This window comes from Streptomyces sp. SAI-170 (genome assembly GCF_049739565.1).
In the GTDB taxonomy this organism is placed as follows: domain Bacteria; phylum Actinomycetota; class Actinomycetes; order Streptomycetales; family Streptomycetaceae; genus Streptomyces.
In genome coordinates this window covers 4,502,501-4,521,097 of sequence record NZ_JBMGQD010000001.1, presented here as the reverse complement: position 1 = coordinate 4,521,097, position 18,597 = coordinate 4,502,501, and the positions used below count along the sequence as shown (strand labels likewise).

14 protein-coding genes and 2 rRNA genes are annotated in these 18,597 nt (G+C 68.3%); 11 read left to right on the top strand and 5 right to left on the bottom strand.

Translation table 11 applies throughout. From position 1 onward, the window contains the following. Positions 1 to 32 precede the first annotated feature (32 nt). Both RKD23_RS20170 and RKD23_RS20165 read right to left on the bottom strand, forming a co-directional pair. Positions 33 to 1,781: a serine/threonine-protein kinase gene (locus tag RKD23_RS20170; protein ID WP_424854919.1), complete on the bottom strand. Its 1,749-nt coding sequence runs from the start codon at positions 1,779 to 1,781 to the stop codon at positions 33 to 35. Positions 1,782 to 1,802: 21 nt separating this feature from the next. Beyond that, on the bottom strand, positions 1,803 to 2,741 hold the full coding sequence (locus tag RKD23_RS20165) for an oxidoreductase (RefSeq protein ID WP_424854918.1): 939 nt from the start codon (positions 2,739 to 2,741) through the stop codon (positions 1,803 to 1,805). Positions 2,742 to 2,829: 88 nt separating this feature from the next. Between RKD23_RS20165 and RKD23_RS20160 the strand changes: the two genes are divergently transcribed. The 7 genes from RKD23_RS20160 to RKD23_RS20130 all read left to right on the top strand — a co-directional run bounded on the left by RKD23_RS20160 (position 2,830) and on the right by RKD23_RS20130 (position 10,797). After that, the gene (locus tag RKD23_RS20160; protein ID WP_404041580.1) at positions 2,830 to 3,438 is read left to right on the top strand and encodes a TetR/AcrR family transcriptional regulator; all 609 of its coding nucleotides are present in this window, start codon (positions 2,830 to 2,832) and stop codon (positions 3,436 to 3,438) included. A 258-nt stretch (positions 3,439 to 3,696) separates the two neighbouring features. Then, a complete protein-coding gene (locus tag RKD23_RS20155) occupies positions 3,697 to 4,005 on the top strand; it encodes a hypothetical protein (RefSeq protein ID WP_003991275.1) in 309 nt (102 codons plus the stop codon). 204 nt (positions 4,006 to 4,209) lie between these two features. Further along, positions 4,210 to 5,007: a hypothetical protein gene (locus RKD23_RS20150; protein ID WP_424854917.1), complete on the top strand. Its 798-nt coding sequence runs from the start codon at positions 4,210 to 4,212 to the stop codon at positions 5,005 to 5,007. Then, on the top strand, positions 4,997 to 6,328 hold the full coding sequence (locus RKD23_RS20145; protein ID WP_424854916.1) for a hypothetical protein: 1,332 nt from the start codon (positions 4,997 to 4,999) through the stop codon (positions 6,326 to 6,328). The genes RKD23_RS20150 and RKD23_RS20145 overlap by 11 nt, the downstream gene beginning before the upstream one ends. Continuing rightward, positions 6,325 to 7,881: an SCO6880 family protein gene (locus tag RKD23_RS20140; RefSeq protein ID WP_404041575.1), complete on the top strand. Its 1,557-nt coding sequence runs from the start codon at positions 6,325 to 6,327 to the stop codon at positions 7,879 to 7,881. The genes RKD23_RS20145 and RKD23_RS20140 overlap by 4 nt, the downstream gene beginning before the upstream one ends. Positions 7,882 to 7,892: 11 nt before the next feature. Continuing rightward, positions 7,893 to 9,302, top strand: coding sequence for an ATP-binding protein (locus RKD23_RS20135; RefSeq protein WP_424854915.1), 1,410 nt, complete (start codon positions 7,893 to 7,895; stop codon positions 9,300 to 9,302). 67 nt (positions 9,303 to 9,369) lie between these two features. Then, positions 9,370 to 10,797 (top strand): type VI secretion protein, encoded by a 1,428-nt coding sequence (locus tag RKD23_RS20130; RefSeq protein WP_424854914.1) that lies wholly within the window; start codon positions 9,370 to 9,372, stop codon positions 10,795 to 10,797. On the opposite strand, the gene RKD23_RS20125 is transcribed toward RKD23_RS20130, so the two are convergent. Next, positions 10,794 to 11,360 (bottom strand): GNAT family N-acetyltransferase, encoded by a 567-nt coding sequence (locus RKD23_RS20125; protein WP_424854913.1) that lies wholly within the window; start codon positions 11,358 to 11,360, stop codon positions 10,794 to 10,796. The genes RKD23_RS20130 and RKD23_RS20125 overlap by 4 nt on opposite strands. Before the next feature lie 92 nt (positions 11,361 to 11,452). Between RKD23_RS20125 and RKD23_RS20120 the strand changes: the two genes are divergently transcribed. Genes RKD23_RS20120 through RKD23_RS20105 form a run of 4 tightly spaced genes read left to right on the top strand, consistent with a single transcriptional unit; the run spans position 11,453 to position 15,151 of the window. Next, positions 11,453 to 12,385, top strand: a complete 933-nt coding sequence (locus tag RKD23_RS20120; protein ID WP_424854912.1) for an ABC transporter ATP-binding protein — start codon at positions 11,453 to 11,455, stop codon at positions 12,383 to 12,385. Then, positions 12,382 to 13,164 (top strand): ABC transporter permease, encoded by a 783-nt coding sequence (locus tag RKD23_RS20115; protein WP_424854911.1) that lies wholly within the window; start codon positions 12,382 to 12,384, stop codon positions 13,162 to 13,164. The genes RKD23_RS20120 and RKD23_RS20115 overlap by 4 nt, the downstream gene beginning before the upstream one ends. A gap of 29 nt (positions 13,165 to 13,193) precedes the next feature. Next, positions 13,194 to 14,492, top strand: a complete 1,299-nt coding sequence (locus RKD23_RS20110; RefSeq protein WP_424854910.1) for a sensor histidine kinase — start codon at positions 13,194 to 13,196, stop codon at positions 14,490 to 14,492. After that, entirely contained in the window at positions 14,489 to 15,151 is a 663-nt protein-coding gene (locus RKD23_RS20105; protein WP_424854909.1) for a response regulator, read from the top strand. Before RKD23_RS20110 ends, RKD23_RS20105 begins: the two co-directional genes overlap by 4 nt. A gap of 49 nt (positions 15,152 to 15,200) precedes the next feature. Here RKD23_RS20105 and rrf read toward each other — a convergent pair. Both rrf and RKD23_RS20095 read right to left on the bottom strand, forming a co-directional pair. Further along, positions 15,201 to 15,317, bottom strand: a 5S ribosomal RNA gene (gene rrf, locus RKD23_RS20100). Between the two features lie 88 nt (positions 15,318 to 15,405). Next, positions 15,406 to 18,527, bottom strand: a 23S ribosomal RNA gene (locus tag RKD23_RS20095). Between the last annotated feature and the right edge of the window lie 70 nt (positions 18,528 to 18,597).

The window sequence follows — 18,597 nt, the reverse complement described above, 5'->3', positions numbered from 1 at the left end:
CCCTCACCCGCCGGGAGTACGCCCGCGTCAGTCTAGGAGCTGCCCACCTGGAAACCGGTGCAAGCAAGGCTCTCGTAGTCGCTGGGGCCCCCGGTGACGTGGTACATGACCACGGTCCAGTCGCCCGGGTCGTTGGCCAGGGGGATGGCCGGATACGTCTCGCCCTTCGGCATATGGCTCTCGAAGTCGTCGGGATAGGTCAGTTCGACGTACCCGCCGTCCTTCCAGTGCGTATAGATGTCCACCGGCCTGCTGGTGTAGCCGAGGTTCTTGCTCTCCATCATCACGTCGTACGGCCGGCCCGTGTCGGCGTCGATCTCGTGCGGCGGTTTCACGCCGATGGAGACGTAGTAGGGGTCGGGCTTGTGCTCGTTCAGTTCGGCGTACTTGAACCGGAAGCTGATCCGGGCCCGCTGAGTGACCGTGGCGATGGGTGCGCTGGGGTCGTCCGCGTCGCTCACGCCGTACTGGAGCTCCTTCGGCGGGCTGGCCCCACCGATCAGGTTGCACCGGCCCGAGCCGAAGGTCTCGTCCTGCGGGTCCTCCGAATGCCTCCAGTAGTCGCGGGAGATGCGGTCGTTCAGGATGTACGCCGGAGGCTTCTTCGGGCCGGTGGTCGCGGCGGCGGATCCGCCGCTGCCCGCCTCCTCGCCCTCCGCCCCCGAACGGTCCTCCAGCGTCCGCAGAGCCACAGCCGAGGCCGTCCCCACCACCAGCGCGACCGCGACGGCCACCACCCAGGGCGTACGGCGCGACCGGCGCGGCTGGGTCGTGCCTACGGTGGCGTTGGGCGCCAGCGTCGGCACGTACGCCGGTCCGACCGTGGGTACATAGCCGGGCCCGGCGGTCGGCGGATAGGCCGGGGGCGTCATGGGCGGCCGCTGCGGGACCAGTCCTGCCGCGACCGCCGCCGGCAGATCCTGCGGCGCGGCCTCGCCTCCGCTGCTGAGCCGCTCGTAGAACGGGTCCTCGGCCAGCGCGGAGGTCACCGCGCAGCGTGCGATCACGGCATCCAGCGAGGGCCGCTCGGCCGGGTCCTTGGCCACGCACGCGCTGATCAACGCGGCGAGACCCGGTTCCACGCCCTCGATGTCGATGCCCTCGTGCACCACCCGGTACGACACCGCGTGCGTGGGCCCGGCGCCGAACGGCGGGCGCCCGGTCGCGGCGTGGGCAAGCGTCGCGCCCAGCGCGAACACATCGGCGGCCGGACCGACCTGATTGCTGATCATCACCTCCGGCGCGGTGTAGCCGGGGGTGCCCGGGGCGAGCCCGGTCTGCGTCAGGGCGGTGTCGGCGGCGCCACGAGCGATGCCGAAGTCGATGAGCAGCGGGCCCTGCGGGGACAGGATCACGTTCTGCGGTTTGAGGTCCCGGTGCGTCACGCCGTACCCGTGCACGCTCGCCAGCGCCTCGGCCAGCGCGGCGAACAGCCGCAGCGCACTGTCGGCAGGCAGCGCGCCCCACTGGTCCACGGCCCTGGCGAGCGTCGGCCCCGCCACATACTCCGTGGCCAGCCAGTAAGGCGCCGCGTCCAGTGACGCGTCGATCAGGTTCGCCGTGTACGCGCTGCGCACCGCCCGCACGGTCTCGACCTCGCGACGGAAGCGCGCCAGGGCCTCGGGGTGGTCGGTGATCTCGTCCCGGATCATCTTGATCGCGACCAGTCGGCCACCGGGCGACCGGGCCAGATAGACCTGGCCCATGCCACCGGCCCCGAGCCGTGCGAGCAGTGTGTACGCGCCTATGTGCGCCGGATCCCGATCTCTGAGTGCGTCCACCGAACCGACCTTGCCATACGGTCAGTTGACGGCGTCCACCGCCAGCGGGAAAGCCACGCCCGTGAGCTCCTCCGACACGTCCCACAGGCGCCGCGCCGCCGCAGGGTCGCTCGCCGCGGGGGAACGGCCCACCAGGGTCGGGGCTCCGCGGAGTTCGCCGGGGCCGTCCGGGCCGACGTAGCCGGCGCCGGGGAGGTCCTGGGTGGCGGCGTAGAGGGTGGGGAGGGCGCCGGAGGTGTCGGGCTGGGCGATGAAGCGGTTGCCGAGCTGCATGAAGACCCGGGCGACGGGGTTGGCGGCGTGGCTCTGCAGGTTGGTCGCGGACCAGCCGGGGTGCGCGGCCAGGGCACGGACCCCGGAGCCGGCCTCGGCCAGACGGCGCTGGAGTTCCAGGGTGAACAGCAGGTTGGCCAGCTTGGACTGGGCGTAGGCGGCCTGCGGGGTGTAGCCGGAGGTCCAGTGGAGGTCCTCGAAGCGGATGCGGTTCTTCGCCCCGCCCCAGCGATGGGCGCCCGAGGAGACGGTCACCACCCGGTCCGTCACGTACGGCAGCAGCAGGTTGGTCAGCGCGAAGTGGCCGAGATGGTTCGTGCCGAACTGCATCTCGAAGCCGTCCCTGGTCTCCTGCCGCGGCAGCATCATCACGCCCGCGTTGTTGATCAGCAGATCCAGCGGCCGCTCCTGCCACTCCTTCGCGAAGCCCCGCACGGAGGCCAGGTCGGCGAGGTCGAGACGGCGCACCTCGGTGCTGCCTCCCATGGCCGCGGCCGCGCTCCGGCCCCGCTCGGGATCGCGCACCGCCAGCACGACGTGCGCACCCGCACGGGCCAGCGCCGCGGCGGCGACCCGCCCGATGCCGCTGTTCGCCCCGGTGACCAGCGCCGTACGGCCGGACAGATCGGGGAGCTGGGAGGCGTTCCACTTGGCCGGCCGGGACGCCGGCGTGCGTGTAGAGGACATGCCGCCAATGTAGGCAGCGACAACAATGCTGTCAACGGCAACATCAGCCATGCCGGAACCGAGCTGTCAGTGACTACGTACAGCTACGATGCTGACCATGTCCGAGCCCCGCCCCTACCACCACGGAGACCTCCGCGCCGCCCTGCTCGCCGGCGCCGAGGACACCCTGCGGGAAAAAGGGGCCGCCGCGCTCTCCCTGCGCGAGCTCGCCCGCACCACCGGCGTCAGCCACGCCGCCCCGACCCGCCATTTCAAGGACAAGCAGGCCCTGCTCGACGCGCTCGCACTTTCGGGCTTCCAGCGCATGACCCGGGCCGTCCACGGCGCCGACGACCCCTCACTCCCCCTGGAGACCCGGCTCACCGCCCTGGCCCGCGCCTACCTCCGCTTCGCCGCCGACAACGCGGCCCTGCTGGAACTGATGTACGCCCGTAAGCACGACCCGGACATCTCCGACCAGCTCGCCGCGGCCGTCGAGGGCGCCATGACGCCGTTCTTCCGCCTGGTCACCGACGCCCAGGCACGCGGCGAGATCATCGCCGGCGACCCCGAGCGCATCACCCTTCTGGCGGGCGCCGCCCTGCACGGCGTGGCCGCCTTCACCGCGGGCGGCCACCTCCCGGCCGACGCCGCCCTGGACTCCGTCGGAGAGCTCGTCCACCACCTGCTGCACGGCCTCACCCCCCGTCAGGGTTAGCCTTCACCCGACGGATCGTCACGAGGCGCCGCCACGACGGTAAAAGGGGTCAACGACGGAACCGCCGACAGGTTCCGCTCAGGCCTCATTGCCCGGCGTGACCTGCCGTGATACACAGAGTTACCAAGGTATTCGTACGAAACCCGCCAAGCAATGACGCCAAGTCGACATACTGCGGCGCCATTGTCGGCGAGAATGGGCCTGACCTCTGCACACCGCAGGGGACGACGGAACTACCCACCAGGGGCGGTGACTTACATGCTCTTTGCGGCCGACAAGGGAGACATCAACACCATCATCGGCGGGATCGCTCCGGACTGGGGCCCCTTCGGCAGCCTGGGCAACGAGGCGAAGGTCATGATCGAGGTCGTGATGGCGGTCGCCATCCTGCTGTGCCTCGGCATCGCCATCTGGGGCGCGGCGAAGCAGCGCATCGGCGCGACGGCCCTGCGGGACACCTTCAGCGCGGAACAGGGCAAGGGCCTGATCATCGCGGGCCTGACGGGCGTCTTCATCATCGGCTCGCTCGGCACGCTGTTCACGATCGTCTACGGCATGGCGGTGTAGGGCGGTGTAGCACCTCGCGCCCGACGGGCACGCGCGCCCGGCCTGCCCGCCCCTGTCCCCCACATCCCACCCATCCGTCGTGCCCACCGGCTGAGGTTGCGTCTCCCTGATGTCGAGTCACCACACCGCGCCCGCGCGGGAACCAGCACGGCTACCGTCGTACGTGTTCCAGTTCCGGTACGACGTCGAGGGGGCGTACGCCGCATGAGCCTGGGAGACGAGCACGACACGCACGCCTCCGGCGGTTACGCAGGCACCCGCACCCGCCTCCCCGAGGGCGACCCCTACACCGGCGGCCCCCGCCGCCGGTCCTCCTCCCGCAGCCTCATCACCGTCGTGGCCGTCGTCGTCCTCCTCATCGCCGCGATCGCCTTCGCGAACCGCGGAGGAGACGATTCGCCATCCGACACCGCCGGCGACAAAACCCCGGCCACCTCCCCCACGTCCCCGACGGGAACCCGCCCGGTGGCAGCGGGCTTCGCCCATGACCAACAGGGGGCGGAGAGCGCGGCGGCGAACTACGCGGCTGCACTGGGCTCTGACGGCATGTTCAACGCCGACCGACGCCACGCCATCGTTCAGGCCATCGCCGATCCCAGCGCCGTGGAGCGCCTTCAGTCCGGCTTCGACGCCGACTACTCGCCGGCCTTCCTCACGAAAATCGGCCTCAACAAGGACGGCGCGGCTCCCGCAGGAAGCACCTTCGTCAACAGAACGCTGCCGGCGGGCACCAAGGTCACGGCCTTCAGTTCCGACGCAGCGACTGTAGAAGTCTGGTGCAACGGCCTCTTCGGGCTTGCCGGTGAGAGTTCGACGAACCCCGTGACCAACGGCTGGTTCACCGTGACCGTGGAGCTGAACTGGAGCGGCAACGACTGGAAGGTCCTGGAGACCAGTCAGAGAACCGGCCCCACTCCCGTGCCCGGGGACAACCCGGTGTCGGATGCTGACGAGATCGGCCAGGCGGTCAAGGAGTTCGGAGGCTTCACCTATGCCCGGTAACCCGCGCCGCACGCTCAGGCTCGCCGGCCTGGTGGCCACCACGCAGGCGGCCGCCGTACTCCTGGCCGGCCGCGCCTTCGCCGCCCCGTCACCCAGCCCGTCCAAGAGCGACGACCCCTGTGGGCTCATCGCAGGCCCCGCCAAGCGGTACTGCGAAAACGGCGAAAACAACAGCGGCACCCCCACCGGCCCCTCCGTAGACCCCACCTCCACCCTCGACCCCCTCTCCTCGCTGGCGCGCGGATGCGCAGACGCGGCGTCGTGGACGATCGAGAAGCTCAGCGAGGCCGTGAAGGACACGGCGACGGTGGACTTCACCAATGCGAAGTTCCTCCAGCAGTACGCGGTGGTGTTCGCGGCGTCGACGATCCTCACCCTGTTGCTGTGGCTGCTGGCCGTGGCCAAGCGGGCCGTGCGCGGCGTGCCGATGTCCACGGCGATCTCGGAGGCGATCGGGTTCCTCTGGCTCACGGTGCTGGCGTCCGCGTTCACGCCCCTGATCCTGTACACGATCGTCTCCGCCACCGACGGCATCAGCGAAGTCCTCGCGAACACCACCGGCGACCAGACCGACGTGTTCTTCGGCAACTTCTCCGGCGCCCTGGAGAAGGGAGAGGACATCGGCGGCGGCCCGATCATGCTGATCGTCGTCTCCCTCGTGTCCATCCTCGCCGCGGGCATCCTCTGGCTGGAGCTCGTGATCCGCGCCGCCCTGCTCTACGTCGGCGCACTCCTCGGCACCGTCGTCTACGCCGGCCTCGTCGACAAGAACCTGTGGGGCCACGTCCGCCGCTGGGCGGGCATCATGATCGCGGTCATCCTCGTCAAGCCGGTGATCGTCATCGTGCTCGGCCTCGCCGGAGCCCTCTCCGCCGACGACGGCCCCGACGCGTTCTCCGCCGTGGTCTCCGGCCTCGCCATCATCCTGCTCGCCATCTTCGCGTCCGCGATGATCTACCGCTTCGTCCCCGGCTTCGGCGACGAGATCGCCGGCTCCCGCAGCAACCGCATCATGCAGGGCGCCGAGGGCAAGGCCGCCGCCGTCATCAGCTCCCCCGCGACCCTCGTCGCCCAGGGCATCAAGACCCACAGCACCCGCGCCGACAGCAACGGCGGCGGACAGCAGAGCGCAGGCGCCCCCCGCCCGGCCAACCAGACCGCCGGCGGCATGGCCGCGCACAGCTCGCGCACCTCGCCCGGTGGCGGCGGATCTGTCCCCTCCGCCGCACCCTCGCCCCGTTCGAGCAGCCCGGTCAACACGCCCCACGCCAGCAGCACCCGCAACAGCAGTACCAACCGCACGGGAGGTGAAGGGCGTTGACGACCGAGTCCCATCTGTCCCATCCGGTCACGCCCCGCCGTACATATCTGATCGGCCGCGCCCGGCCGAACGCGATCGTCGGCCGGAATCGTGAGTCCGGTGAGATCGCGCTGATCATCGGCGGCGCGTTCCTCGGCATGATGTGCGGTCTCCTCGTCCCGGTGCTCTCCTTGCGCATCGTGCTGCTCATGGGCTTCCCGCTGGTCGCGCTCGCCGCGGTCTACGTGCCGTACAAGCAGCGCACGTTCTACAAGTGGTTCGAGATCAACCGCAGCTACAAGCGCACCCTGCGCCGGGGCACCGTCTACCGCTCCGGCGCCGTCGAGGCAGGCACCCGGCTCGACGGCCGCGAGGTCGAGGTCGGCCCCCCGCCCGGCATCGGCCGCATCACCTGGCTGGCCGCGCCCTTCGGCCCGGACGAGATCGCCGTGCTGCTGCACGCGGACCGCCGTACCGTCACCGCAGCCATCGAGATCGAGGGCCCCGGCGTCGGCCTGCGCGACAGCGAGGACCAGGAGGCCCTCGTCGACCGCTTCGGCACCCTGCTCAAGCACGTGGCCAACGGCGACGGCTTCGTCACCCGCCTGCAGATGCTCGCCCGCACCCTGCCCGCCGACCCCGACGCCCACGCCAAGGACGTCGCCGTACGCGGCGACGAGCGGGCACCGGCCTGGCTGCAGCAGTCGTACGACCAGCTCCAGTCGATGGTGTCCACCAGCAGCGAGCAGCACCGCGCCTATCTCGTGGCCTGTATGCACTTCACCCGCGAACTCGCCGCCGAGGCCAACGCCATGGCCCGCGCGGCCCGCCCGCACGGCGGCAAGGTCGACCGGGACTCAGGGCTCGCGGTCGTCATGGCGCGCGAGCTGACCGACATCTGCTCCCGCCTCCAGGAAGCCGACATCCGCGTACGCCAGCCCCTCGGGCAGGGCCGGCTGTCGAGCCTGATCCACTCCATGTACGACCCGGACCACCCGATCGACCACATCCAGGCGATGACGAAACGTAATGCCTGGCCGGCCGAGCTGGACGCCATGGAGCCCACCTACCTCCAGGCCAAGACCCGCGAGTCCAGCACCCGCGCGCCCTGGTGCCATGCCACGGCCTGGGTGAAGGAATGGCCGATGACGCCCGTCGGCGTCAACTTCCTCGCGCCGCTGCTCGTCCACACCCCGGACGTCATCCGCACGGTCGCCGTCACGATGGACCTCGAACCCACTGAGATCGCCATCGAGCGCATGCTGACCGAGAAGACGAACGACGAGGCGGAGGCCTCCCGCGCCGCCAAGATGAACCGCACCGTCGACCCCCGTGACGTCGCCGCCCACACGCGCCTCGACCAGCGGGGCGAGGACCTCGCCAGCGGCGCCGCAGGAGTGAACCTGGTCGGCTACATCACCGTCTCCTCGCGCAGTCCCGAGGCTCTGGCCCGCGACAAGCGCACGATAAGGGCGTCGGCCGGAAAGTCGTACCTCAAGCTGGAGTGGTGCGACCGCGAGCACCACCGGGCCTTCGTGAACACGCTTCCGTTCGCCACCGGCATCCGAAGGTAGGGACCATACGCATGCGGGATCCGCTGTCCGTCCTCACCGACGCCTTCACGTCCTTCCTGTTCGGGAAGGTCGAGACGACCCGCCTGCCCGTGCGCACCTCCACCGGGCAGGCCCAGGCCGTCTACCTGCCCACGGCCGCGCCCGGCCTCGGCGACTCCGGCGTGATCATCGGGCGCGAGGTGTACTCCGGCAAGGGCTACATCTACGACCCCTTCCAGCTGTACGGCCAGCAGCTCCCCGCCCCCCACTGGCTGGTCCTCGGCGAGTCCGGCAACGGCAAGTCGGCGCTGGAGAAGACGTACGTCCTGCGCCAGCTCCGCTTCCGTGACCGCCAGGTCGTCGTGCTCGACGCCCAGGGCGAGGACGGGGCCGGCGAATGGAACCTGATCGCGCAGGAGCTGGGGATAACGCCGATCCGGCTGGACCCGATGGCGGCACTCGACCAGGGCATCCGGCTCAACCCGCTCGACCCGGCGATCACCACGACCGGCCAGCTGGCCCTGCTGCGGACCATCATCGAGGTCGCCATGGGCCACGGCCTCGACGAGCGCTCCGGCTTCGCCCTGAAGGTCGCGCACGCCTACGTCAACGAGACCATCGTCGAACGCCAGCCCGTCCTGTCCGACATCGTCGACCAGCTACGGCACCCCGAGCCCGAGTCGGCCGAGGCGATGAACGTCGACATAGACGACGTACGGGCGTGGGGCCTGGACGTGGCCCTGGTGCTCGACCGGCTCGTCGACGGTGACCTGCGCGGCATGTTCGACGGCCCGACCACGGTCGGCATCGACCTGGACGCGCCGCTGATCGTGTTCGACCTCTCCCACATCGACCGCAACTCCATCGCCATGCCCATCCTCATGGCGATCGTCGGCGTGTGGCTGGAGCACACCTGGATCCGCCCCGACCGCAAGAAGCGCATCTTCCTGGTGGAAGAGGCCTGGCACATCATCAACAGCCCCTTCGTCGCCCAGCTCTTCCAGCGGCTGCTGAAGTTCGGCCGACGGCTCGGTCTGTCCTTCGTGGCCGTCGTCCACCATCTGTCCGACGTGGTGGACGGGGCGGCGGCCAAGGAGGCCGCGGCGATCCTGAAGATGGCCTCGACCCGGACGATCTACGCCCAGAAGGCCGACGAGGCCAGAGCGACGGGCCGTGTGCTGGGCCTGCCGCGCTGGGCGGTGGAGATCATCCCCTCCCTCACACCCGGCATCGCGGTGTGGGACGTCAACGGCAACGTCCAGGTCGTCAAACACCTGGTCACCGAGACCGAACGCCCCCTGGTCTTCACCGACCGCGCGATGACCGAGTCCTCCTCCGACTTCAACGACGAAGCCCTCCTCGCCGCCGAACTGGAGGCCGAGGAGCGCGCGGCCGCCTTCGTGGAACAGCACCTCGGCGACTCCGAGTCGACGGTGGCGTAGAAGCGTGAAGTGACAGCGTGAAAGGGGGCGACGGCGTGACGGCGGAGGAGTGGGGAGGGGCGAGAGCGTGAAGGCCCAGAACCAGCAGCGGGAGGCCCAGAGCGGCGGCATCCCCGACGGCCTGCTGCTCGGCATACTCGCGTTCCTCGTCGGCATGACCGTGCTGGCCTGGACTTCCACGGGCCTCGCCGCGTGGTTCGCCCACGGCTCCTGGCCGGAGACGGTCACCTTCGCCCGCACCCCGCCGGCCATGCGCCACCTCATCGCCGAGCCGCACGACATCACCGGCGCCTGGCCGGACACCCCGGCGACCGCCCTGTCCGGCTACGGCCTCTTCTGGGGCCTGCTGATCGGCCAGCTGATGATCCTGGTGGTCCTCACCGTCTTCGTCCTCGGGACGGTGGCCCGCTGGAGAGCGGTGAGGAGGAGACGCCGAGAGGAACCCCTGGAGCAGCGGCCGCAGTACGAGGTGCCGCAACCGCGAGTGGAACAGCAGCCGCAGCCGACGGCACCCGAGATGCCGCCGGTGGAGGCGGCGCAGGCCTCCGAGCAGCAACGGGTCGGCGGTCGGGCCAACACCCTGGTGGCGACCACGAAGGAAAGCCGCGAGACGACAGCCATCCAGGCGCTCCAGGACGCGGAAGGCCCCGCCCTGGTGGTCACCTCGAACCCCGCCCTCTGGCACTCCACCAAGGACGCCAGATCAAAACTCGGCCCCACCCACCTCTACGACCCCACCCACCGCTGCGACACCCCGGCACGACTCCACTGGTCCCCCACCACCGGCTGCGAGACCAAGGAGACAGCGGCACAAAGAGCAGCCGCACTGCTCACCCCGGTCCGCCCCACCTCCCGGCTCGACCAAGCGGTCAGCGACACCGCCGAAACGCTCCTGCGCAGCTACCTCCACGCCGCCGCCCTGGACGGCCGCACCATCCGCCACGTGCACCGCTGGTCGCAGGGCACGCAGATCCAGGAAGCCGTCAAGACGCTCCGCACGCACCCCAAGGCCGCCCCCGGCTCGGCGGGGGAGCTGGAGGCCGCCCTCACCGCGCACCCCGACCGCCGGGACATGGCCCAGGAGCTGACCGGCCGGGCCCTCGCCGCGCTGTCCACGGTGAACATCCGCGAGGCATGCACTCCCAACCGAACCGATGCGCTCGCCTTGGATTCCTTCATCCACGAAGGGGGAACGCTTTACGTGGTAGGCGAATCCATCGAGGACCCTCGGACCGAGCCGGGCGCGATGCCCCTCCTGACGGCCCTCGTCGCAGGCGTGGTCGAGCACGGCCGGCGCATGGCCGAACGGTCATCCTCCGGTCGGCTCGACCCACCACTGACGCTGGTGCTCGACGACATCGCGGCCGTGGCCCCCTTCGCCGACCTCCCGGAGCTGCTGGCCTCCGGCGCGGACACCGGCCTGCACACCCTCGCCCTGGTCCGCTCCCGCGAACAGGCCCGCTCCCGCTGGCCGCACGACGAACTCCCCGTCTAGACGGCACGCTCCAGCACGAACTCCAGCTCCTTCTCCCCGGGCGCCTGCGGCAGCGGCACGGTCACCCCGCTCGGCACGAACCCGGACCGGCGATAGAAGCCCTGCGCCCGCGCGTTGTCCTCGTGCACGATCAGCCGCACCCGCTCCAGACCCCGCTCCCAGGCCCACCCCACGGCCGCGTCCAGCAGGGCCGTACTCACGTCCCCACCGCGCCAGTCCTGTCGTACGAAGACCGCTACGACATGACCCTGATGCCGCTCCACCGGAAATCCGGCCCAGTCCGTGGAACCGGCCTCCTCGACGAGCAGCGTGAAAGTGCCCACCCAGTCCCCGTCGCCCGCCTCGGCGATGAACTGCCGCGCCCCGGACGCCCCTTCACCGGAGCGGGCCGCCCGCTCCTGCCAGAAGGAGTCGGGCCGCTCCACGGCCTCCTCGTACGTCTCCAGAAAGGCGATCGGCGCGACCGGGTCGCGCAGCGCCAGCAGCCGCAACTCCTTCGCCTGCTGCCACTCCTCGGCCCTGAGGGCCCGTACGACGAACTTCTCACCAGCGGAATCGGTCATGCGGGCCACCGTAGTACCGAGGTACTACGGGCTCACCCGATATACGGCCGCCGTCCGACGCCCCGGCCGCCCGCGCGGACGAGCATCGAAGCATGATTACGGCCCAGCAACTGACCAAACGCTACGGCGGCAGGCGCGGCAAGACCGCCGTCGCCGACCTCTCCTTCACCGTCCGGTCCGGCACCGTCACCGGCTTCCTCGGCCCGAACGGCGCCGGCAAGTCCACCACCATGCGGATGATCCTCGGACTGGACGCCCCGACCGAGGGCACCGCCACCGTCGACGGCACGGCGTACGCCGCCCAGCCGGCGCCCCTGACCCGTGTGGGCGCCCTGCTGGAGGCCCGCTCGGTGCACCCGGGCCGCACCGCCTTCCACCACCTCATGGCCCTCGCCCTCACCCACGGCATCCCGCGCTCCCGGGTCGAGGAGGTGCTGGAGCTGGCCGGCCTCACCGAGGTCGCCCGTCACAGGGTCAAGGGCTTCTCCCTCGGCATGGGCCAACGCCTGGGCATCGCCGCCGCGCTGCTCGGCGACCCTGACACCCTCATCCTCGACGAGCCGGTCAACGGCCTCGACCCCGAGGGCGTGCTGTGGATCCGCACCCTGCTCAAGTCCCTCGCCGCGGAGGGCCGTACGGTCTTCGTCTCCTCCCACCTGATGAGCGAGATGGCCCTCACCGCCGACCACCTGGTCATCATCGGCCGCGGCCGCCTGCTGGCCGAGACCACGGTCGCCGACTTCGTACGGGACTCGGGGGCGGGTTCGGTCCGTGTGGTCACCCCGGACGCCCAGACCCTCACCGAGCTGCTGCGGGGCCCCGGCACGACCGTCACGGCCACCGCCCCGAGCACCCTCGACGTACGGGGCACGGACGCCGAGCACATCGGCCGCACGGCAGCCGCCCACGGTATCCCCCTCTTCGAACTCACCTCGAACGCCTCGTCGTTGGAGGAGGCGTTCATGGCCCTCACCCACGACTCGGTCGAGTACGGCCCCTCACACCTGGAAGGAGCCCGCGCATGAGCACCGTCACGGCCTCCGTCGCCGTCACCCCCGCCCGCGTGCTGCGCGCCGAATGGCACAAGCTGTGGACGCTCCGCTCGACCTGGGTCAGCCTGGCCCTGACCGTCGTCCTGACCATCGGCACCGGCCTGATCATCGGCGCGAGCTACGAGAGCGGAGGCGGCGACGACGACATCGACACCGTCCTGCTGGTGCTGCTCGGCATGCAGTTCTCCCAGGTCATCCTGGGCACGCTCGGCATCCTGGCCACGGCCGGCGAACACACCACCGGTCAGATCCGGGCCACCATGACGGCCGTGCCGCGCCGGCTGCCCGTGCTGTGGTCCAAGGCCGCCGTCCTGGCCGCCGTCGGCTTCGTCACCGTCCTGATCACCAACTTCCTCACCTTCCCGCTCGCCCAGACCTTCCTCGCCGACACCGAACAGGCGGCCTCCCTCGGCGACCCCGGCGTGATCCGCGCCCTCGTCACCAACGCCGCCGGCCTCGCCCTCCTCGGCGTCCTCGCCCTGGGCCTCGGCTCGCTGCTGCGGTCCGTGTCGGCGGGCATCGGCGCCCTGATCGGCCTGGTCATGATCCTCTCCGAGGTCCTCGCCCTGCTCCCCTACGACTTCGTGGACGACGCCTCCCCCTACCTCCCCGGCAAGGCCCTCGAAGCCCTCACCTACGCCGACCCCGCCCCGGGCATGGCCTCCCCCGGCGGCGCCCTCCTCGCCATGACCCTGTGGACCGCGGCGATCCTGGCCCTGGCGGCGGTGCTGCTCAAGCGACGGGACGTATGACGAGCACGAAGTCCCGTACGACGAGGCGGATGACGGAAACAGGCTTCCGTACGGAGGAGTCGGCGGCGACCATGGACGACGTGCCGGAGGACCAGACGACGCGAGCGCCCCAGACACCGGAGCCCCTGACCCAGTACCTCCAGCGGACCGTGCAGCGGGTGCGCGCCTTCGACCGGCGCCACCCGCTCGTCTGGGACCTGCACCTCACGGGCTTCTGGACGGCCGCAGCCCTCATCGACTTCCTCGGCGACGGCTGGACCCGCGTGGCCCGCAGCACCGACGTCCCCGACGCCCTGGTCCTCGTCCTCACCCTCGCGCTCTCCCTGCCCCTGCTGTGGCGCCGCTCCCACCCACGCACGGTGCTGCTCCTGATGGCCCCGGCCCTGCTGGTCAACGCCTGGACCGGCGCCCTCCTGCAGGCCGCCCTGCTCCAGCTGCTCGTCGTCTTCCACATCGCCCTGCGCAGCCCGCTGCGAACCCTGTGGTGGGCGGCGGCCGTCTGCATGGCGCCGGTGGTCCTGACCGTCGTACGCCATCCACGGGGCCCCGCCGACGAGGACCTCGTCCCGCACGCGATGTCGCTCCTCGTCGCCGTCGCCATCGGCATCACCGTCCGCACCCGCCGCGACTACACGGCCGCCCTGGAGGACCGCGCCCGCCGCCTGGAGATCGAACGCGACCAGCAGGCCCGCCTCTCCGCCGCCGCCGAACGCACCCGGATCGCCCGCGAGATGCACGACATCATCGGCCACAACCTCTCCGTCATCACCGGCCTCGCCGACGGCGGCCGCTACGCCGCCGCCAAGTCCCCGGAACGCGCCGGCCAGGCCCTCGACGCCATCGCCGGAACCAGCCGCCAGGCCCTGTCCGAGCTGCGCCGCCTCCTGGACGTCCTGCGCGAGGACGAACCCGAGCCCGCCGACCTCACCCCGCAGCCCGCCCTCACCGACCTCGACCGCCTCCTGGACGGCGTCCGCGCGGCGGGCCTCCCGGTCGAAGCGACGATCGAGGGCGACCCGAAGATCTCACCGGGCCGCCAGCTCACGCTCTACCGCGTGATCCAGGAGGCCCTGACGAACACCCTGAAACACGCGGGCCCGCACGCCACGTCGTCCATCGCCCTCTCCTACGCCGACACAGGCGCGGTCACCGTCACGGTGACGGACACGGGCCGAGGCGGCACTCCCGCCGGCAACGGCGGCCGCGGCCTGACCGGCATGCGGGAACGCACCGCCCTGTACGGCGGCACCCTCGAAGCCGGCCCGCGCCCCCACCCGGCCCACGGCTGGCGTGTCCATCTGCATCTCCCGGAGGAACCCGCACAGTGACCACCGTCCTCATAGCCGACGACCAGCCCCTCCAGCGCTTCGGCTTCCGCATGCTGCTGGAGAGCCAGGACGACCTGACGGTCCTCGACGAGGCCGCCAACGGCACCGAGGCGGTCCGCAAAGCGGCCGAACTCCACCCGGACGTCGTCCTGATGGACGTCCGCATGCCCGGCCTGGACGGCATCGAGGCCACCCGCCGCATCACCGCCTCCGGCGACCGCACCCGCGTCCTGATCCTCACGACCTTCGACCTGGACGAGTACGCCTACGCCGGCCTGCGCGCCGGTGCCTCGGGCTTCCTGGTCAAGGACGCCCAGCCGGAGGACCTGCTGTCCGGCATCCGCGCGGTCGCCTCGGGCGACGCGGTCGTCGCCCCCGGCCTCACCCGCCGCCTCCTGGACGCGTACGTGCACCACCTCCCGTCCGGAACCACCGAGCCCGGGGCACCGGACCCCCGCCTGGCCACGCTCACGGACCGGGAACGGGAAATCCTGACGGTCATCGGCAAGGGCTGGACGAACTCGGAGATAGCCGGCCGGCTGCATCTCGCGGAATCGACGGTGAAAACCCATGTGGGCCGCATTCTGGCGAAGACGGGATCGCGGGACCGGGTGCAGGCAGTGATCTTCGCGTACGAGACGCGATTGGTGGAGCCGTAAACGCAGAAAAGGCCCACACCGTACGGTGTGGGCCTTTTCTTCAATGATTGTTCGGCGGCGTCCTACTCTCCCACAGGGTCCCCCCTGCAGTACCATCGGCGCTGTAAGGCTTAGCTTCCGGGTTCGGAATGTAACCGGGCGTTTCCCCTACGCTATGACCACCGAAACACTATGAAACTGTCAACCGCACCACGCCTGTGACATACGTGGGGTTGTTCGTGGTTTCAGAACCAACACAGTGGACGCGAGCAACTGAGGACAAGCCCTCGGCCTATTAGTACCGGTCAACTCCACACGTTACCGTGCTTCCATATCCGGCCTATCAACCCAGTCGTCTACTGGGAGCCTTACCCTCTTATAGAGGTGGGAGTCCTCATCTCGAAGCAGGCTTCCCGCTTAGATGCTTTCAGCGGTTATCCCTCCCGAACGTAGCCAACCAGCCATGCCCTTGGCAGAACAACTGGCACACCAGAGGTTCGTCCGTCCCGGTCCTCTCGTACTAGGGACAGCCCTTCTCAAGACTCCTACGCGCACAGCGGATAGGGACCGAACTGTCTCACGACGTTCTAAACCCAGCTCGCGTACCGCTTTAATGGGCGAACAGCCCAACCCTTGGGACCGACTCCAGCCCCAGGATGCGACGAGCCGACATCGAGGTGCCAAACCATCCCGTCGATATGGACTCTTGGGGAAGATCAGCCTGTTATCCCCGGGGTACCTTTTATCCGTTGAGCGACGGCGCTTCCACAAGCCACCGCCGGATCACTAGTCCCGACTTTCGTCCCTGCTCGACCCGTCGGTCTCACAGTCAAGCTCCCTTGTGCACTTACACTCAACACCTGATTGCCAACCAGGCTGAGGGAACCTTTGGGCGCCTCCGTTACCCTTTGGGAGGCAACCGCCCCAGTTAAACTACCCATCAGACACTGTCCCTGATCCGGATCACGGACCCAGGTTAGACATCCAGCACGACCAGACTGGTATTTCAACGACGACTCCACCCACACTGGCGTGTGAGCTTCAAAGTCTCCCAGCTATCCTACACAAGCCGAACCGAACACCAATATCAAACTGTAGTAAAGGTCCCGGGGTCTTTCCGTCCTGCTGCGCGAAACGAGCATCTTTACTCGTAGTGCAATTTCACCGGGCCTATGGTTGAGACAGTCGAGAAGTCGTTACGCCATTCGTGCAGGTCGGAACTTACCCGACAAGGAATTTCGCTACCTTAGGATGGTTATAGTTACCACCGCCGTTTACTGGCGCTTAAGTTCTCAGCTTCGCAACCCCGAAAGGTCACTAACCGGTCCCCTTAACGTTCCAGCACCGGGCAGGCGTCAGTCCGTATACATCGCCTTACGGCTTCGCACGGACCTGTGTTTTTAGTAAACAGTCGCTTCTCGCTGGTCTCTGCGGCCACACCCAGCTCACCGTGTAAAACGGATCACCAGACATGGCCCCCCTTCTCCCGAAGTTACGGGGGCATTTTGCCGAGTTCCTTAACCATAGTTCACCCGAACGCCTCGGTATTCTCTACCTGACCACCTGAGTCGGTTTAGGGTACGGGCCGCCATGAAACTCGCTAGAGGCTTTTCTCGACAGCATAGGATCATCCACTTCACCACAATCGGCTCGGCATCAGGTCTCAGCCTCAATGTGCGACGGATTTGCCTATCGCACGGCCTACACCCTTACCCCGGGACAACCACCGCCCGGGATGGACTACCTTCCTGCGTCACCCCATCACTCACCTACTACCAACTTGGGCCGGCGGCTCCACCACTCCCCTTCACCCGAAGGCTCCAGGGCGGCTTCACGGCCTTAGCATCACTGGATTCGATGTTTGACGCTTCACAGCGGGTACCGGAATATCAACCGGTTATCCATCGACTACGCCTGTCGGCCTCGCCTTAGGTCCCGACTTACCCTGGGCAGATCAGCTTGACCCAGGAACCCTTAGTCAATCGGCGCAAACGTTTCTCACGTTTGTATCGCTACTCATGCCTGCATTCTCACTCGTCAACCGTCCACAACTCGCTTCCGCGGCTGCTTCACCCGGCAGACGACGCTCCCCTACCCATCCATACAGGCGTTGGCCCTATTGTATGAATGACACGACTTCGGCGGTACGCTTGAGCCCCGCTACATTGTCGGCGCGGAATCACTAGACCAGTGAGCTATTACGCACTCTTTCAAGGGTGGCTGCTTCTAAGCCAACCTCCTGGTTGTCTGTGCGACTCCACATCCTTTCCCACTTAGCGTACGCTTAGGGGCCTTAGTCGATGCTCTGGGCTGTTTCCCTCTCGACCATGGAGCTTATCCCCCACAGTCTCACTGCCGCGCTCTCACTTACCGGCATTCGGAGTTTGGCTAAGGTCAGTAACCCGGTAGGGCCCATCGCCTATCCAGTGCTCTACCTCCGGCAAGAAACACACGACGCTGCACCTAAATGCATTTCGGGGAGAACCAGCTATCACGGAGTTTGATTGGCCTTTCACCCCTAACCACAGGTCATCCCCCAGGTTTTCAACCCTGGTGGGTTCGGTCCTCCACGAAGTCTTACCTCCGCTTCAACCTGCCCATGGCTAGATCACTCCGCTTCGGGTCTTGAGCGTGCTACTAAAATCGCCCTATTCGGACTCGCTTTCGCTACGGCTTCCCCACCCGGGTTAACCTCGCAACACACCGCAAACTCGCAGGCTCATTCTTCAAAAGGCACGCAGTCACGAGGCAAGCACAAGTGCTTGCCCGACGCTCCCACGGCTTGTAGGCACACGGTTTCAGGTACTATTTCACTCCGCTCCCGCGGTACTTTTCACCATTCCCTCACGGTACTATCCGCTATCGGTCACCAGGGAATATTTAGGCTTAGCGGGTGGTCCCGCCAGATTCACACGGGATTTCTCGGGCCCCGTGCTACTTGGGTGTCTCTCAAACGAGCCGCTGACGTTTCGACTACGGGGGTCTTACCCTCTACGCCGGACCTTTCGCATGTCCTTCGCCTACATCAACGGTTTCTGACTCGTCCCACGGCCGGCAGACCGTGGAAGAGAGATCCCACAACCCCGAATGCGCAACCCCTGCCGGGTCTCACACGCATACGGTTTGGCCTCATCCGGTTTCGCTCGCCACTACTCCCGGAATCACGGTTGTTTTCTCTTCCTGAGGGTACTGAGATGTTTCACTTCCCCTCGTTCCCTCCACTTGCCCTATGTGTTCAGGCAAGGGTGACAGCCCATGACGACTGCCGGGTTTCCCCATTCGGAAACCCCCGGATCAAAGCCTGGTTGACGACTCCCCGGGGACTATCGTGGCCTCCCACGTCCTTCATCGGTTCCTGGTGCCAAGGCATCCACCGTGCGCCCTTAAAAACTTGGCCACAGATGCTCGCGTCCACTGTGCAGTTCTCAAACAACGACCAACCACCCGTCACAACCCGCCGAAGCGGA

Excerpts from the sequence above, each read along its gene's own strand:
- RKD23_RS20165 (WP_424854918.1), bottom strand. The coding sequence starts at position 2,741 with ATGTCCTCTACACGCACGCCGGCGTCCCGGCCGGCCAAGTGGAACGCC.
- RKD23_RS20160 (WP_404041580.1), top strand. The coding sequence starts at position 2,830 with ATGCTGACCATGTCCGAGCCCCGCCCCTACCACCACGGAGACCTCCGC.
- RKD23_RS20155 (WP_003991275.1), top strand. The coding sequence starts at position 3,697 with ATGCTCTTTGCGGCCGACAAGGGAGACATCAACACCATCATCGGCGGG.
- RKD23_RS20150 (WP_424854917.1), top strand. The coding sequence starts at position 4,210 with ATGAGCCTGGGAGACGAGCACGACACGCACGCCTCCGGCGGTTACGCA.
- RKD23_RS20145 (WP_424854916.1), top strand. The coding sequence starts at position 4,997 with ATGCCCGGTAACCCGCGCCGCACGCTCAGGCTCGCCGGCCTGGTGGCC.
- RKD23_RS20135 (WP_424854915.1), top strand. The coding sequence starts at position 7,893 with ATGCGGGATCCGCTGTCCGTCCTCACCGACGCCTTCACGTCCTTCCTG.
- RKD23_RS20125 (WP_424854913.1), bottom strand. The coding sequence starts at position 11,360 with ATGACCGATTCCGCTGGTGAGAAGTTCGTCGTACGGGCCCTCAGGGCC.
- RKD23_RS20120 (WP_424854912.1), top strand. The coding sequence starts at position 11,453 with ATGATTACGGCCCAGCAACTGACCAAACGCTACGGCGGCAGGCGCGGC.
- RKD23_RS20115 (WP_424854911.1), top strand. The coding sequence starts at position 12,382 with ATGAGCACCGTCACGGCCTCCGTCGCCGTCACCCCCGCCCGCGTGCTG.
- RKD23_RS20110 (WP_424854910.1), top strand. The coding sequence starts at position 13,194 with ATGACGGAAACAGGCTTCCGTACGGAGGAGTCGGCGGCGACCATGGAC.